General features: G+C 39.2%; 15 protein-coding genes. 4 read left to right on the top strand and 11 right to left on the bottom strand.

The genetic code is table 11. The features are described 5' to 3' along the window. Positions 1–123: 123 nt before the first annotated feature. A complete protein-coding gene (locus ACLBWE_RS15360) occupies positions 124–1,131 on the bottom strand; it encodes a helix-turn-helix transcriptional regulator (RefSeq protein ID WP_447603872.1) in 1,008 nt (335 codons plus the stop codon). Between the two features lie 227 nt (positions 1,132–1,358). Here ACLBWE_RS15360 and ACLBWE_RS15355 point away from each other — a divergent pair, with 227 nt between their 5' ends. The 4 genes from ACLBWE_RS15355 to ACLBWE_RS15340 are packed head-to-tail and all read left to right on the top strand — an operon-like array spanning position 1,359 to position 5,061. After that, a complete protein-coding gene (locus ACLBWE_RS15355) occupies positions 1,359–2,909 on the top strand; it encodes a circularly permuted type 2 ATP-grasp protein (protein ID WP_004643335.1) in 1,551 nt (516 codons plus the stop codon). 22 nt (positions 2,910–2,931) lie between these two features. Further along, positions 2,932–3,528 carry an alpha-E domain-containing protein gene (locus ACLBWE_RS15350; RefSeq protein WP_348948087.1) on the top strand — a complete coding sequence of 199 codons (597 nt, stop codon included), beginning with the start codon at positions 2,932–2,934 and terminating at the stop codon, positions 3,526–3,528. Between the two features lie 2 nt (positions 3,529–3,530). Beyond that, entirely contained in the window at positions 3,531–4,310 is a 780-nt protein-coding gene (locus ACLBWE_RS15345) for a transglutaminase family protein (RefSeq protein ID WP_447603869.1), read from the top strand. Positions 4,311–4,326: 16 nt separating this feature from the next. After that, positions 4,327–5,061: a proteasome-type protease gene (locus ACLBWE_RS15340; RefSeq protein WP_004643330.1), complete on the top strand. Its 735-nt coding sequence runs from the start codon at positions 4,327–4,329 to the stop codon at positions 5,059–5,061. A 59-nt stretch (positions 5,062–5,120) separates the two neighbouring features. On the opposite strand, the gene alr is transcribed toward ACLBWE_RS15340, so the two are convergent. From alr to cyoA, 10 genes are all read right to left on the bottom strand, one after another. Beyond that, positions 5,121–6,191 (bottom strand): alanine racemase, encoded by a 1,071-nt coding sequence (alr, locus tag ACLBWE_RS15335; protein WP_447603867.1) that lies wholly within the window; start codon positions 6,189–6,191, stop codon positions 5,121–5,123. Positions 6,192–6,223: 32 nt separating this feature from the next. Beyond that, complete coding sequence (dnaB, locus tag ACLBWE_RS15330; protein WP_003652486.1) at positions 6,224–7,669, bottom strand: replicative DNA helicase; 1,446 nt, start codon at positions 7,667–7,669, stop codon at positions 6,224–6,226. Positions 7,670–7,866: 197 nt separating this feature from the next. Further along, entirely contained in the window at positions 7,867–8,313 is a 447-nt protein-coding gene (rplI, locus tag ACLBWE_RS15325; RefSeq protein ID WP_004643328.1) for a 50S ribosomal protein L9, read from the bottom strand. An 8-nt stretch (positions 8,314–8,321) separates the two neighbouring features. After that, positions 8,322–8,549 (bottom strand): 30S ribosomal protein S18, encoded by a 228-nt coding sequence (gene rpsR, locus ACLBWE_RS15320; protein WP_003652483.1) that lies wholly within the window; start codon positions 8,547–8,549, stop codon positions 8,322–8,324. A gap of 11 nt (positions 8,550–8,560) precedes the next feature. Further along, the gene (rpsF, locus tag ACLBWE_RS15315; RefSeq protein WP_003652481.1) at positions 8,561–8,944 is read right to left on the bottom strand and encodes a 30S ribosomal protein S6; all 384 of its coding nucleotides are present in this window, start codon (positions 8,942–8,944) and stop codon (positions 8,561–8,563) included. A gap of 184 nt (positions 8,945–9,128) precedes the next feature. Then, a complete protein-coding gene (gene cyoE / locus ACLBWE_RS15310) occupies positions 9,129–10,007 on the bottom strand; it encodes a heme o synthase (protein ID WP_005039591.1) in 879 nt (292 codons plus the stop codon). A 10-nt stretch (positions 10,008–10,017) separates the two neighbouring features. Further along, positions 10,018–10,347, bottom strand: a complete 330-nt coding sequence (locus ACLBWE_RS15305) for a cytochrome o ubiquinol oxidase subunit IV (RefSeq protein WP_016137694.1) — start codon at positions 10,345–10,347, stop codon at positions 10,018–10,020. Beyond that, positions 10,347–10,967, bottom strand: a complete 621-nt coding sequence (gene cyoC, locus ACLBWE_RS15300; protein ID WP_005306751.1) for a cytochrome o ubiquinol oxidase subunit III — start codon at positions 10,965–10,967, stop codon at positions 10,347–10,349. Before cyoC ends, ACLBWE_RS15305 begins: the two co-directional genes overlap by 1 nt. Before the next feature lie 4 nt (positions 10,968–10,971). Beyond that, complete coding sequence (gene cyoB, locus ACLBWE_RS15295; protein ID WP_003652474.1) at positions 10,972–12,963, bottom strand: cytochrome o ubiquinol oxidase subunit I; 1,992 nt, start codon at positions 12,961–12,963, stop codon at positions 10,972–10,974. 3 nt (positions 12,964–12,966) lie between these two features. Next, a complete protein-coding gene (cyoA, locus tag ACLBWE_RS15290; protein WP_003652473.1) occupies positions 12,967–14,001 on the bottom strand; it encodes a ubiquinol oxidase subunit II in 1,035 nt (344 codons plus the stop codon). Positions 14,002–14,097: the final 96 nt, after the last annotated feature.

The raw sequence follows: 14,097 nt of genomic DNA, 5'->3' as shown, positions 1-14,097 counted from the left end.
GGTCAGTTTTGTAGGGGGAGAACACATTGATCTGAAAACAAGTATAAATATAAGAGCCAATATAAAATTAAGAAAATTATAATTCAAAATCTAAAGAGAACCTTATGGTTCTCTTTTTTATATTTATTTATTCTCAGATTCAATTTCTCGTACAGCATTGTGTACTTGTATAGGCTCGATATGCAGTAACTTCTTGCCAAAACTACGCAACCACCACACCAGTTGAGATGTAAAAGGTACGGTCGCTGTAACTTCTACGATATTTTCTTCAAGTGGAATTATAGTTTGGTCTTTACTTAACTGACTTTCATAGAAAGTTCTAGCAGTTTGCTCTGTCATGGTTAATGTGAGTTGAATTGACTCAGTTGGTTGCTTGTAGTCCACTCTAAAGCCTAAAGCGCCTGAATCGATATAATGATCAATATCAAAATTGACAGGATGTAGTGCTCGACTATCTAAGACTTTTGCTGATTTAAAACGGTGCAAGGCAAATGTTTGAACTTCAGTTTTGTCATGTCGGGTGCAAATTAAATAAATTACCGCACCTTTTTGTACCAAAGCCAAAGGATTTAAAATATAGGTTTTGTTCTCGCCCTGATTAACTCGTGCCCGATAAATACATTCTATTTGTTTGTCTTGGAGTAGACCTTCATAAATTGCTTGTTGAGCATTTCGGTCCACTACAGGCGGGATAAGAGGTTGGCTTGCTGGTACGATGCGTACTCGGTTAATCCATTGCCTAACATTATTTTGTGTAGAGAGACTGCGTTTAGCCAAATCAAACCAAGGCCCCATCTCATCAAGCAGACTTGGTGGAAGTAAGTGTTTAAGATGCTCCTCAACCATCATAAATGTTACTGCCTGAGAGCTAGTCATGTGAGGTAAGCTCTGAATAGGCGCGTCGGATTGCCACCGCCAGCCCTGAGGTACAGCCTTATTGCTTTCTATTGGAAAGCGCTGAGCAATTTGGTTTAAATCACGCTGAATAGTCCTTAAACTGATATCAATACCTTCACGTTCAAGCATTTCTTGTAATTCTCGAGTCCCGATCCATTTACCGGTAGGGAGGCGAGATAAAATCTGCCATTGGCGATATAAACTATTTGAAGTTTCTTTTTCTATTACAGACATAAGCGTAATACATCTATATCCAACTGATTTGGTGTCAACACAATAAAAAATCTTTACACATTTAGCAAGTTTGTCAGATTCGGTTTATAGGTCCTTTTACAATCAATGTTAAGATTTAGAAGAAGAAAGTTATAACAAAGCACCGTAAAAATATTAAAGATATATAAATGGCACTGAAATTGCTTATTTAAAAATGAAATATAGATAAATGATAAGACGAGGTGGTTATGTCAGAACAAGAGCATGAATTACATATAGATAATGATTTTTTTATACAAGAGCAGACGACTAAGGCGATCATTAACCCAACCTCTTTTTTAGAACATATTTCCGTACAAACCAACCTATTTGAGCAGCTAAAATCACAGTTTTTTAATGAGATGCTTGATGATGTAACATCAAATGGTGCGGCTTCTAAAAAAATTGAGCAATGGTTGAGTATCCGTACTTTAGATGAATTAAAAGAATTGAATGCTCAAGCGAAGCAACATTTTCTTTATCACGGCATTACTTTTAACGTATATGGTGATAAAGAAGGTGCAGAGCGAACAATTCCTTTTGACTTAATTCCAAGGGTGATTGAAAAAAAACAGTGGGAGAAAATAGCTTCGGGCTGTGCACAGCGTGTTAAAGCTTTAAATTACTTTTTAGATGATATTTATCATGGACAACATATTTTAAAAGAACAGCTCGTTCCCGAAGAGCAAATTATGGGAAATGATGCTTTTCAGCCACATATGCTTAAACATTCTTTGAAAGGTAAAATTTATTCACAAATTAGTGGAATTGATATTATCCGTGATGGTGACGGAGAATTTTTTGTATTGGAGGATAATTTAAGAACACCTTCTGGCGTATCTTATATGATCGAAAGCCGAAAAATTAGCCAAGAATTGATGCCGGAGCTATGTGCAACCAATAATTTACAGGGAATTGAGCATTATCCAAAACTTTTAAAAGAAATATTGCAGGAAAATTCACCTGCGGACAGACCTTTTATTGTGGTGCTAACACCGGGACGTTTTAACAGTGCTTACTATGAGCATGCTTTTTTAGCACGTGAAATGGAGGTGCCACTGGTTACAAATCGGGATTTATTTGTAGAAAATGATCAAGTTTTTGTCAAAACGATTCGTGGGCGTCAAAAAGTAGACGTAATTTATCGCCGTTTAGATGATGATTTTCTGGATCCGTTAGCATTTCGACCAGACAGTGCTTTAGGCGTAGCAGGCCTTATGTCTGCTTATTTGCAAAAAAATGTTGTTATTGCAAATGCGCCTGGAACAGGTGTGGCTGATGATAAATCTATTTATCCTTATGTTGATCAAATGATTCAATATTATTTGGGTGAAACACCCATTCTAAAAAATGTACCTACTTACCAGTGCCGTAAAGATGAACACTTAGATTATGTACTTTCTAATCTGGACCAGTTAGTCGTTAAAGAAGCACAGGGTTCAGGTGGTTATGGCATGTTAATTGGGCCTAAAGCAAGTTCGTGTGAAATTGATGACTTTAGAAAAAAATTGATCGCCACACCTCATATGTACATTGCACAACCCACCTTGGCCTTATCTGTTGCTCCAACTTTAACTACATCTGGGGTGGCTGAACGTCATATTGACTTACGTCCATTTGTATTGAGTTCACCTTATCGTACAGAAATAGTGCCGGGTGGCTTAACGCGAGTGGCCATGCAGGCTGGCTCTTTAGTCGTAAATTCGTCCCAAGGTGGCGGCATAAAAGATACATGGGTTGTCGAAACATTACATTCCTAATTGTGGGTTAAAGAGGAACTTTATGGTTTTACTCAATTCGAGTGCGCATCAAATATATTGGTTGGGTCGATATTTAATGCGAGTTAAATTTGCAGCCTCTCATTTACCCTTTACACAAGATGAGAAAGCAACAAAATTTGCAGCAGCATTTGGTTTGGTAATAGAAAATGCTGAATTACTAAATCACTATATGTTAGACAAGAAGCAAACATTTTCATTACTGAACCAGCTCGTTATTGCTAAAGATAATATTCAGGAACTAAGAGGTATATTGTCATCAAATGCTTATGCAGAATTAAATAATGTTATTAACATGCTTCAAGCCCAACCTGAGGCTCTGAGAAAAGCTGTTGAACAATGTACTCATATACTAGAAGCGGAGAATGACGATGTTTGTTTATTTCTCCATTTAGGTCAAAAAATAGAGCAATTTGATATTGAACTACGTTTTGGGCAAGATTTATCAGGCCTCGTCTCAGAGCTAGATGTTGTGGTGCAACGGCTTGTTAGCTTAGGTTGGGAGAATATAGATCAAAATTGGCAAGTACTAAAGCATCAGCTAACGTGGGACGCTTATTATACTTTTACACAGCAGCTGGAAAATATGTTTGAGGTCTGATTATGAAATTGATGGTTAATCATCAAACGCATTATAGCTATACTGAAACTGCTCAAAACAGTATTCAGTATATTAAAATGATGCCTCAAACATCACCGCATCAACATGTTATGAATTGGGCAATTAGCGTGCCGGGTGACAAAACGATAAAAAGGGACATATTTAACAATGTATGGATGACAGCTAGTCAGCGTTATCAATACCAACATCTTACATTTATGGCTCAAGGAATCATTGAACTTCAAAATGTAGAGCTAGGTTGTGTAAATCTATTTACACCGACAAATTTGTTTTTGCAGATGACAAGTGCAACCCGATGTGATTTTGCCATGTTGGACTTTGCCAAAAATATTGTGGTAGTCAAAGACCGACAGCATATTGCATTATTAAGTGAATATATCCTGCAGAAAATACTCTATCAGCCTGAAAGTACTTCGGTTCAGACAACTGCAACTGAAGCATTTCACGCTGGACAGGGTGTATGCCAAGATCATGCTCATGTTTTAATTGCGATGTGTCGTGCGCTACAATTACCAGCACGTTATGTTTCTGGTTATCTATTTGATCAAAACTATCCGCACCTTGCCAGTCACGCTTGGGCGGAAGTATTTTTAGAAAATCAGTGGTATTGTTTTGATGTAAGCAATCAGTTGTTTACACCCAAACATCATATCTACCTTGCAGTAGGCCGTGACTATCTTGATGTGGCACCTATTCGTGGTGTAAGAGAGCAAGGTGGGGTGGAAAACATGATGTCTGTGGTTCAGGTGTTGGCATGTTGAATGTAAAGAGAATGAAATGACCTATTGTTGTGCGCTTAGATTGGAACAAGGTTTAGTGTTTATTAGTGACACGAGAACTAATGCAGGAGTTGATCATATTTCTGTGTTCCGAAAATTGCATACTTTCGGCGTTACCGGAGAGCGTTTCATGGCCTTACAAACAGCAGGTAATTTGGCGACAACACAAGCTGTTATAGGTCATTTGCAAAATGCTCTCACTTTGCAGCAAGAACCTAACTTATATAGTGTCAATACTATGTTTGAGGCGGCTGAACTGATTGGTAAAACCTTAAAAAGTGTTTTAGAAGATATTAGTTCAGACACTCAAGAACAAATGAATTATGCGTGTAGTATTTTAATAGGTGGGCAAATTAAAGGCGGTGAAATGCAGCTTTATAATATCTATCCGCAAGGTAATTTTATTTGTGCAACTACGGATACACCCTATTTTCAAATAGGAGAAAGTAAATACGGAAAACCTATTTTGGATCGTGCCCTATATTATGCGATGCCGCTAGATGATGCATTACGTTGTAGCCTGATTTCTTTTGATTCAACCTTGCGCTCAAATGTTTCTGTGGGCTTGCCGCTTGATGCATTGGTTTACAATAAAGATAGTTTCATTATTCCGGTGGGTAAGCGAATTACCGAAGATGATCCCTATTTTTCACAAATTAGTAAACAATGGTCAGATACTTTACGCCGTGGTTTGCAAGAATTGCCAAAACCGACTGATGATTATTGGCGATAAAATTTTTAAAAGCTGATAAAAAAATCCAAGCATGCTTGGATTTTTTTATATTTTATTATTTAACGGCTTTTACGAATAGGGCGATTACTTAAGCGACAGAGTAATTCATATCCTATTGTTCCGTTTGCATCGGCGACATCATCAACTAAGCGGTGTGTTCCCCAAAGTTCGACTTGAGAACCTAATTTAACTTGAATAGCTGTAACGTCAATTGCAAGCATATCCATGCTGACTCTGCCGACTACAGGACATAATTGCCCGTCAATCGCTACATAATTTTGTTTAATATAAGCTCTCGGGTATCCGTCACCATAGCCAATAGAAACTATTGCAATATCCATTTTTTGTTGCGCACAGAAGGTTGAACCATAACCTACATGTTCTCCAGCTTGAATATGATTCAATGCAATCAATTCTGCTGTAAAGGACATGACTGGTTTTAAGTCAAGATCATGTACTGTTTTATCTGCAAAAGGCGAAGCGCCGTAAAGCATAATGCCCGGGCGAACATAGTCAAAATGTAATTCTGGCCATTTATAAATAGCAGCAGAATTACAGCAAGATGCTAAAACTGGATCACAAGCTTGCTTAACCTGTAAAAATTGTTGTTTTTGTTGCTCGTTGAGGGGATGGTCCACATCTGCATTTGCGAAATGCATAGCTAATACACAGGTAAAGCCTTCAGATTTTAAAGTTTTAATGATCTCAATAATTTCAGGAACTTTAAATCCTAAACGGTTCATGCCGCTATTGAGCTTAATCCAGACTTTTAGGCTTTGAGCGATGTATTCTTGCTTATGTTTAATTAACCACTCAAACTGCTGTTGATGGTGAATCACACATTCAAATTTTTGCTTAATTGCAATAGGCATTTCATCTTCAGAAAATGCCCCTTCAATTAAAGTAACAGGTTGTTGAAATCCAAGTTCGCGAATTTCTAAACCTTCTTGTAGGCAGGCGACACCAAAGGCATCTGAGGCATTTAAGGCTGCTAAACAGTCTTTGATTCCATGTCCGTAAGCATTAGCTTTCACCATACTTACAATTTTTGAATTTGCTGCGAGTTGTTTGACACGGTTTAAATTATATTGAAGCGCATGGCGATCAATATAAACTGTTGCTTGGCGCACCCTCATTTACTCCTTTGGGCTAGAGATAGAGCTTATTCTTCATCATCATATTGGCTGTAATACTCAGGAGAGAGATTACTAAATCGGGTATATTGACCTTCAAAGGCAAGACGAACTGAACCAATTGGGCCGTTACGCTGTTTACCAATAATAATTTCTGCGGTACCGGCTTCTTTCGACTCTTTGTTATAAACCTCATCACGGTAAATAAACATAATCAAGTCGGCATCCTGCTCGATCGCACCAGATTCACGTAAATCTGACATTACTGGGCGCTTATTTGGTCGGTTTTCCAGACTTCGGTTGAGCTGGGAAAGTGCGATAACGGGGCAGTGCATTTCTTTTGCTAAGGCTTTTAAGCTACGTGAAATTTCTGAAATCTCACCCACACGGTTATCACCCATGCCAGGAACTTTCATGAGCTGTAAATAATCGACCATGATACAGCCGATTTTACCATCATGCATTTTGGCAATGCGTCGAGCACGGGCACGAAGTTCCGTTGGAGGTAGGGCAGATGAGTCATCAATATACAAATGCATTTGTTGAAGCTGCAAAATTGTGCCAGTAACTTTGGTCCATTCATCAGCATCTAAGTTCCCCGAACGTAAATGTCCTTGGTGAACTTTACCCATTGCAGAAATAAGACGCATCGCAATTGAGTCTGCTGGCATCTCCATTGAGAATACCAGAGCGGGTAGCTTGTTATATTGTAGAACGCTTTCAACCAAATTCATGGCGAAAGTGGTTTTACCCATAGATGGACGTGCAGCAACAATAATTAAGTCACCAGCTTGCATACCAGATGTTTTATTATCAAGTTCTAAGAAGCCAGTGGTTAAACCAGTAATATTGCCATCAAGTTTTGAAAGCTCATCAAGTTTACTAATTACATCGGCAGTGACGGAGCTAATAGATTTAGGGCCTGCATCTTTTTTATTGTTATTGTGCTGTTCGGCTAGAGAGAAAATACTGGTTTCTGCTAGATCTAGAATTTCACTAACACCTCGACCTTTTGTGTCATAAGCATTTTGTAAAATTTCAGTACTAACTTTGATCATACTACGAAGCGTAGAGAATTCTTTAATTTTGGTAGCATAAGTTTCCAAGTTGTAGAAACTTGATGGTGAATCAGCCATAAGCTGCATTAAATATTCTTCGCCACCAATAGCATCAAGTAAATTTTGTTTTAAAAGCCAATCGTTAACTAAGACTGCATCATAAGGTGAATTTTCTTGTGCGAGTTTTTCGATCGCACGGTAAATATATTTATGGCGAGTCGCATAGAAATCATTTTCTTTTAACATATCACTAACTTGCTCGAAAGATTCGGCAACTGTCATTAGTGCAGCAAGTACAGCTTGCTCAATGGCTAAATTGTGTGGGGGAGTGCGAAACTCTTTAAGTTGGCCTGATTCACTCGTCTTATTTTCTGTTGGAGATGAACGGGTTAAAGAACTGGCATTCGCCTGAGACATAATTAGACCTGATGATAAAGAAAGGTTACGCAAATAGCCTGTGAGGCCGAGAACTATCTTAAAACAAAATTAAATAAACTACCTAATTAAAAAACCAATTAAACTAAAGAACTGATCAGGAATTAATATATCTTATTTTAAAAGTAGGGCACATAAAAAAAGAGCATGCAAAAGCATGCTCTTTTTTTGGTGAGAAATTACTCAGATACGATAGTAACGAGAACTTCTGCAGCAACATCATGATGCAATTGGATTGCGATGTTGAATTCACCAGTGTGACGAAGTGCGCCATTCGGTAAACGAACTTCTGCACGGTCAACTGCAAGACCAGCATTCGTTAAAGCGTCAGCGATGTCACGAGTACCGATAGAACCGAAGAGTTTACCTTCGTCACCAGCTTTAGCAGTGATAACGATATTAACTTCATTCAATTGTTCAGCACGTGCTTGAGCAGCAGCTAAAATTTCAGCTTCTTGCTTTTCAAGTTCAGCACGACGAGCTTCGAAAGCAGCAGTGTTAGCTTCAGTAGCTGCAACTGCTTTACCTTGAGGGATAAGGAAGTTACGGCCGTAACCAGCTTTAACTGATACTTTATCGCCTAATTTACCAAGGTTTTTAATGCGTTGTAATAAGATAACGTCCACAGATCACCTCACTTATGGTTGTCAGTGTACGCAATCAAAGACAAGTAGCGAGCTTGCTTGATAGCAAGTGCTAATTGACGTTGATAACGAGCTTTAGTACCAGTGATACGGCTAGGAACAATCTTGCCGTTTTCAGTGATGTACTGTTTTAAAGTATCGATATCTTTGTAGTCGATGTACACAACATTCTCAGCTGTAAAGCGGCAGAACTTGCGACGACGGTAAAAACGTGCCATTGATGTTCTCCTTATTCAGCTTCGTGAGTAACTTGCTGTGCTTCTTCGCGTTGAGCTTTACGCGCACGCTTTTCTTCAGCACTTTTAGCAAGCAATGACTCTTCAGTGATTGCGTGTTCACGACGGATGATAAGGTTACGAATGATCGCGTCGTTATAACGGAATAATTCTTCTAGCTCATCAAGCGTAGTTTGACCACATTCAACATTCATAAGAATGTAGTGTGCTTTGTGAATTTTGTTAATTGGGTAAGCCAATTGACGACGGCCCCAATCTTCTAAACGGTGAATTTGACCTTCAGCTTCTTTGATCTGAGAGATATAGCGTTCAACCATACCTACAACTTGATCGCTTTGATCTGGGTGTACTAAAAGTACGATTTCGTAATGACGCATTGTCAGCTCCTTACGGTTTAAACAGCCCCTAATAAATAAAAAATTAGAAGCAAGGAGTCATAACTTAATAAGTTATGTCGCAAAATTTGCGAAGGCTGAATTATAGGTAAAAATTCGACTAAAAACAAATTTTTTGATGAGAAAAGTAAAATTTCTTTACTATAAGGAGGAAATCCTCCCTTATTTAAAAGAGAGGAAGATTTGGAGCAGGGGATTGATAGGTAAAGCTAAAGCTCAAACTTAACAAGGTAATTAATATGACCGAGTAAAGGAAAAAACGTTTAGCCCAAAGTTGGTCATTTTCAGCTTTAAATCCAATAATTGATAAATATAACCAATATGCTGTTAATGCATTAAAGGTTACTAGGAAAAATATATTGGTATAGCCAAAACAATATAAACCATTCAATACGGCTGCAAACAACAGAATATAAATGACACACTCTACTTTCGTGCGATAAATAGAACGTGCAACTGGCAGAATGGGGATTCCCGCATTTTTGTAATCGTCAAAACGATAAATAGCAATTGCCCATGAATGTGGCATTTGCCATAGCGCATAAGCCAAAAACAAAAGTAAGGCGGCTACATCAAAATGATGAGTTACTGCTGTATAACCAATAACAGGAGGACTCGCTCCGGAAATACTACCAATTACGGTTTGATGGATTGAGGTACGTTTTGTCCACAAACTATAAAAACCGACATAGACAATAAAACCAATTATTGCAAACAAGAAAGCGTAAGCATTTACACCGAACCACAAAATACTAAAACCGATAAATCCCAGAACAAATGCATATATAAGTGCAACAGTAGGAGAGATGGTTTTTTTGACCAATGCACGGTTTTGCGTGCGCTGCATTTTGATATCGATATCTTGGTCTATAACATTATTTACAACACAACCAGAAGCTACAACTAAAGTTGTTCCAAGTAAGGTGAGTAGTAATAATAAGATGTCTATAGAGCCTTGGGCGGCTAAGAAAAAGCCGCCCAAGGTGGTAATGAAATTACCGAAGAGAATTCCTGGTTTAGTCAGGAATAGATATTTTTTCAACATGACAATCAGTTTAGATCATCATATTGTAGTGAAGGTAATTCATAATCCACACAGAACCGATTAAAAGTACAGCGATACATAAGATTGTGTAGATGAATGCAATCATATTCCAGCGTTGTTCAGATGATGTATTCATGTGTAGGAAGTACACAAGCTGTACAAGAACCTGAGCAATGGCAGCGATTGCAATTACTGTAACTAAGATGCCACGACTGAAACCACCCGCCATCACCATCCCGAACGGGATGATGGTGAGAATAACAGAAAGAATGAATCCAACAGTGTATTGCTTAAAGTTACCGTGTGACGCACCTGCAGCATTATGGTCATGACTACTCATTAGAGAACTCCCAGTAAGTAAACGACGCTGAATACACAGATCCAAACGATGTCAAGGAAGTGCCAGAACAAGCTTAAGCAAGCTAGACGACGTGTATTCGGTAATGTCAAACCTTTAGTTTTGATTTGATACATCAAGACCAACATCCACACTAAACCAGAAGTTACGTGGATACCGTGTGTACCAACCAAAGTAAAGAACGATGATAAGAATGCACTGTGAGTTGGACCATGACCTTCTTCGACAAGGTGATGGAACTCATAAAGTTCCATTCCAATGAACGTTGCACCAAAAAGGAATGTAATGAATAACCAAGTGATGACTTGATTTACATTCTTTTTATAAGATGCAAGTACAGCAAAACCGAAAGTTACCGATGAAATCAATAAGGCAAATGTTTCAGTTAACACGTAGCCTAATGAGTCATGGAACAGGTCATATGCACTTGGAGTTCCTGGTGGAATATGACTGCTTAATACAGCGAACGCAATGAAGAGTGATCCGAAAAGAATCAAGTCACTCATCAAGTATGTCCAGAAACCAAAGACCGTTAAGTCGGTATCATCATGTTCATGATGACCATCGTGGCCGTGGTTGTCGTGATGAAGTACTTCAGCCATTTCCTTAGTCCTTCTTCAAGTGTTTTTCAAGTAAAGCATAGCGTTCGTTTTCAATACGCTCAACTTCAGCAGCCGGAACATAGTAATCAACATTCTTAGTGAATGAGCTTACGATCAAGCTAACAACAGCTGAAACGAATGAAACAACAACAAGCCACCAAATATGCCAGATGAGTGCAAAGCCAAGAATCGTAATGAACATTGCAATGACAAAACCAGCAGCACGATCAGTCGGCATGTGGATGTCTTCATATTTAGTGTTACGTGCGTATGCTACACCATTTTCTTTGTCAGTCCAGAAACGGTCAATACCGCTTGCATCTGGTTCATGCGCAAAGTTATAGAACGGAGCAGGGGAAGAAGTCGCCCATTCAAGCGTACGTGCATCCCATGGATCGCCTGTAAGGTCCATGTTGTCTTTGCGTTGTAAGAAACCAACAATGATTTGCATTAAGAAACATGCAATACCAATCGCAACGAGAACAGCACCAAATAATGCAATTGCAAGGTAAGGATCCCATTCTGGGTTGTCATATGTATTCAAACGACGAGTCATACCCATGAAACCAAGGATATAAAGTGGCATGAATGCAAAATAGAAACCGAAGAACCAGAACCAGAACGCAGCTTTACCCCATGCTTCATTGAGCTTCCAACCAAACATTTTTGGCCAGTAGTAAATGATGCCGGCAAACATACCAAACACCACACCGCCGATAATTACGTTATGGAAGTGAGCGATCAAGAATAATGAGTTGTGTACAAGGAAGTCCGCAGGTGGAACGGCCATAAGTACACCAGTTAAACCACCGATACCAAATGTTATAAGGAAGCCAAGCGTCCACAACATTGGAGTAGTAAAGGTGATGCGACCTTTATACATGGTGAATAACCAAGAGAAGATTTTCACACCAGTAGGAATCGCAATAACCATGGTCATGATACCGAAGAACGCGTTAACGTTCGCACCAGCACCCATGGTAAAGAAGTGGTGAAGCCATACAACGAACGCAAGAACAGTAATCGCGATAGTTGCATACACCATAGACTTGTAACCGAACAACGCTTTACGAGAGAAGGTTGCAACGATTTCTGAGTATAGACCAAATGCTGGTAATACTAAGATATATACTTCAGGGTGACCCCATGTCCAGATCAAGTTCACATAAAGCATTGGGCTACCGCCAAGCTCATTTGTGAAGAAATGGAAGCCGAAGTAACGGTCTAGAGTTAACATTGCAAGTGTACCTGTTAATACAGGGAACGATGCAATGATTAATACAGCCGTACAAAGTGAAGTCCACGTAAAAATAGGCATATCCATCAATTTCATGCCAGGTGCACGCATTTTGATGATGGTAACGAAGAAGTTAACACCAGATAAAAGCGTACCTAGACCAGAAACCTGAAGTGCCCAGATATAGTAGTCAACACCTACACCAGGAGAATATTGAATGCCAGACAGAGGAGGGTAAGCCATCCAACCAGTCGCAGCAAATTCACCTAATACAAGTGAAAGCATCATCAAACCAGCAGCACCAGCGAATAACCAGAAGCTTAAAGAGTTCAATAATGGGAATGCAACGTCACGAGCACCAATCTGTAAAGGTACAGAGATGTTCATCATACCAACAACGAGACCCATTGCTACGAAGAAGATCATAATTACACCGTGTGCGGTGAAGATCTGGTCGTAATGGTCTGGATGTAGATAACCTTCGCCGCCGCCTTTAGCGAGGAAAAGTTGTAGGCGCATCATAATTGCATCGGCGAAACCACGCAAAAGCATGACCACAGATACAAGAATGTACATGATACCAATTTTTTTATGGTCTACCGTAATAAACCACTCATTCCACAAATATCCCCATTTTTTGAAATAGGTGATACCGCCAAGCACAACAATTGCACCAAGTGCCATAAGGACCATGGTGACAAGCACGATTGGCTCTGTCGGGATAGAGTCCCAACCCAGTTTACCAAAAATCATATCCATGTCTTATTCCCCTTGAGCAGCGTGTTCAGCTGTTGCATGCGCAGCAGAGTGGTCAACACCATGATAGTTACTCATATAATGGTTGATAATTGTTTCAAACAATTTTGGTTCAACTGAAGAGTAATAAGTCACAGGGTGTGGCTTAGTCGGGAACGGTTTCATAGCTTCAGCTTTAGCAAGCGCTTCTTCGTCACCAGCAGCTTTAGCACGATTTACTAAATGCTCGATTTGGTGCTTAGAACGATCGCCATCACGTAAGGTTGCTAATTCAGCTTGGTCAAGCGTAGTTTTTTGAACTGCTTCTGGATTAATAGTAGAACCATTACCTGCTTTTACAGCTGCTACCCATTCGTTGAACTGTTGCTCTGTAACACTATGCGCCTTGAAACGCATTTGAGAGAAACCGTAACCTGAGTAGTTAGAAGAGAAACCACGATATACGCCAGGTTCATTTGCTAACAAATGAAGATGAGTTTGCATACCTGCCATTGCATAAATCTGGCCGCCTAACTGTGGAATGAAGAATGAGTTCATTGTAAAGTTAGAAGTGATTTTAAAGCTTAACGGAGTTTTTTCAGGGAAACGTACTTCGTTAACTGTTGCAATGTTTTGTTCAGGATAAATAAAGATCCACTTAAACTGCTCAGCAACAACTTGAATAGTTAAAGGTGCTTTATCTGATTCTAAAGGACGGTATGGGTCATACTTGTGGGAACCCCACCAAGTTAACCAAGCTAAAATACCAATAATAATGACAGGGATACCCCATACTACAACTTCAATTGTAGTTGAGTGTGCCCATGTAGGTTTATAGTCTGCATCTTTATTTGACGCGCGATATTTCCAACCAAACCATAATGCCATGATGATTGAAGGAATCACCACAAGTAACATTAAATAGATCGCAGTCATCATAAGGTCACTTTGACCTTGACCAACTGGACCTTTAGAGTTTAGAAGTACCATATCACCACCACACCCAGTCAAAAGTGCGGCAAGCGTTGATAAAGACAATACAGCTAAAATCGTTTGTCTCATTTTACAACCTCGGTGAAGAGTCCCATTCCCTAATTAAATATGGGATAGCGATTAAAGTGTCGCATGATTGAGAACGCTAATCCTTAAATTTAGACT

Source organism: Acinetobacter sp. M5A5_2a, from assembly GCF_053345265.1.
Note: the sequence above shows the minus strand (reverse complement) of the source record. Positions and strands in the feature narration are given on the sequence as shown.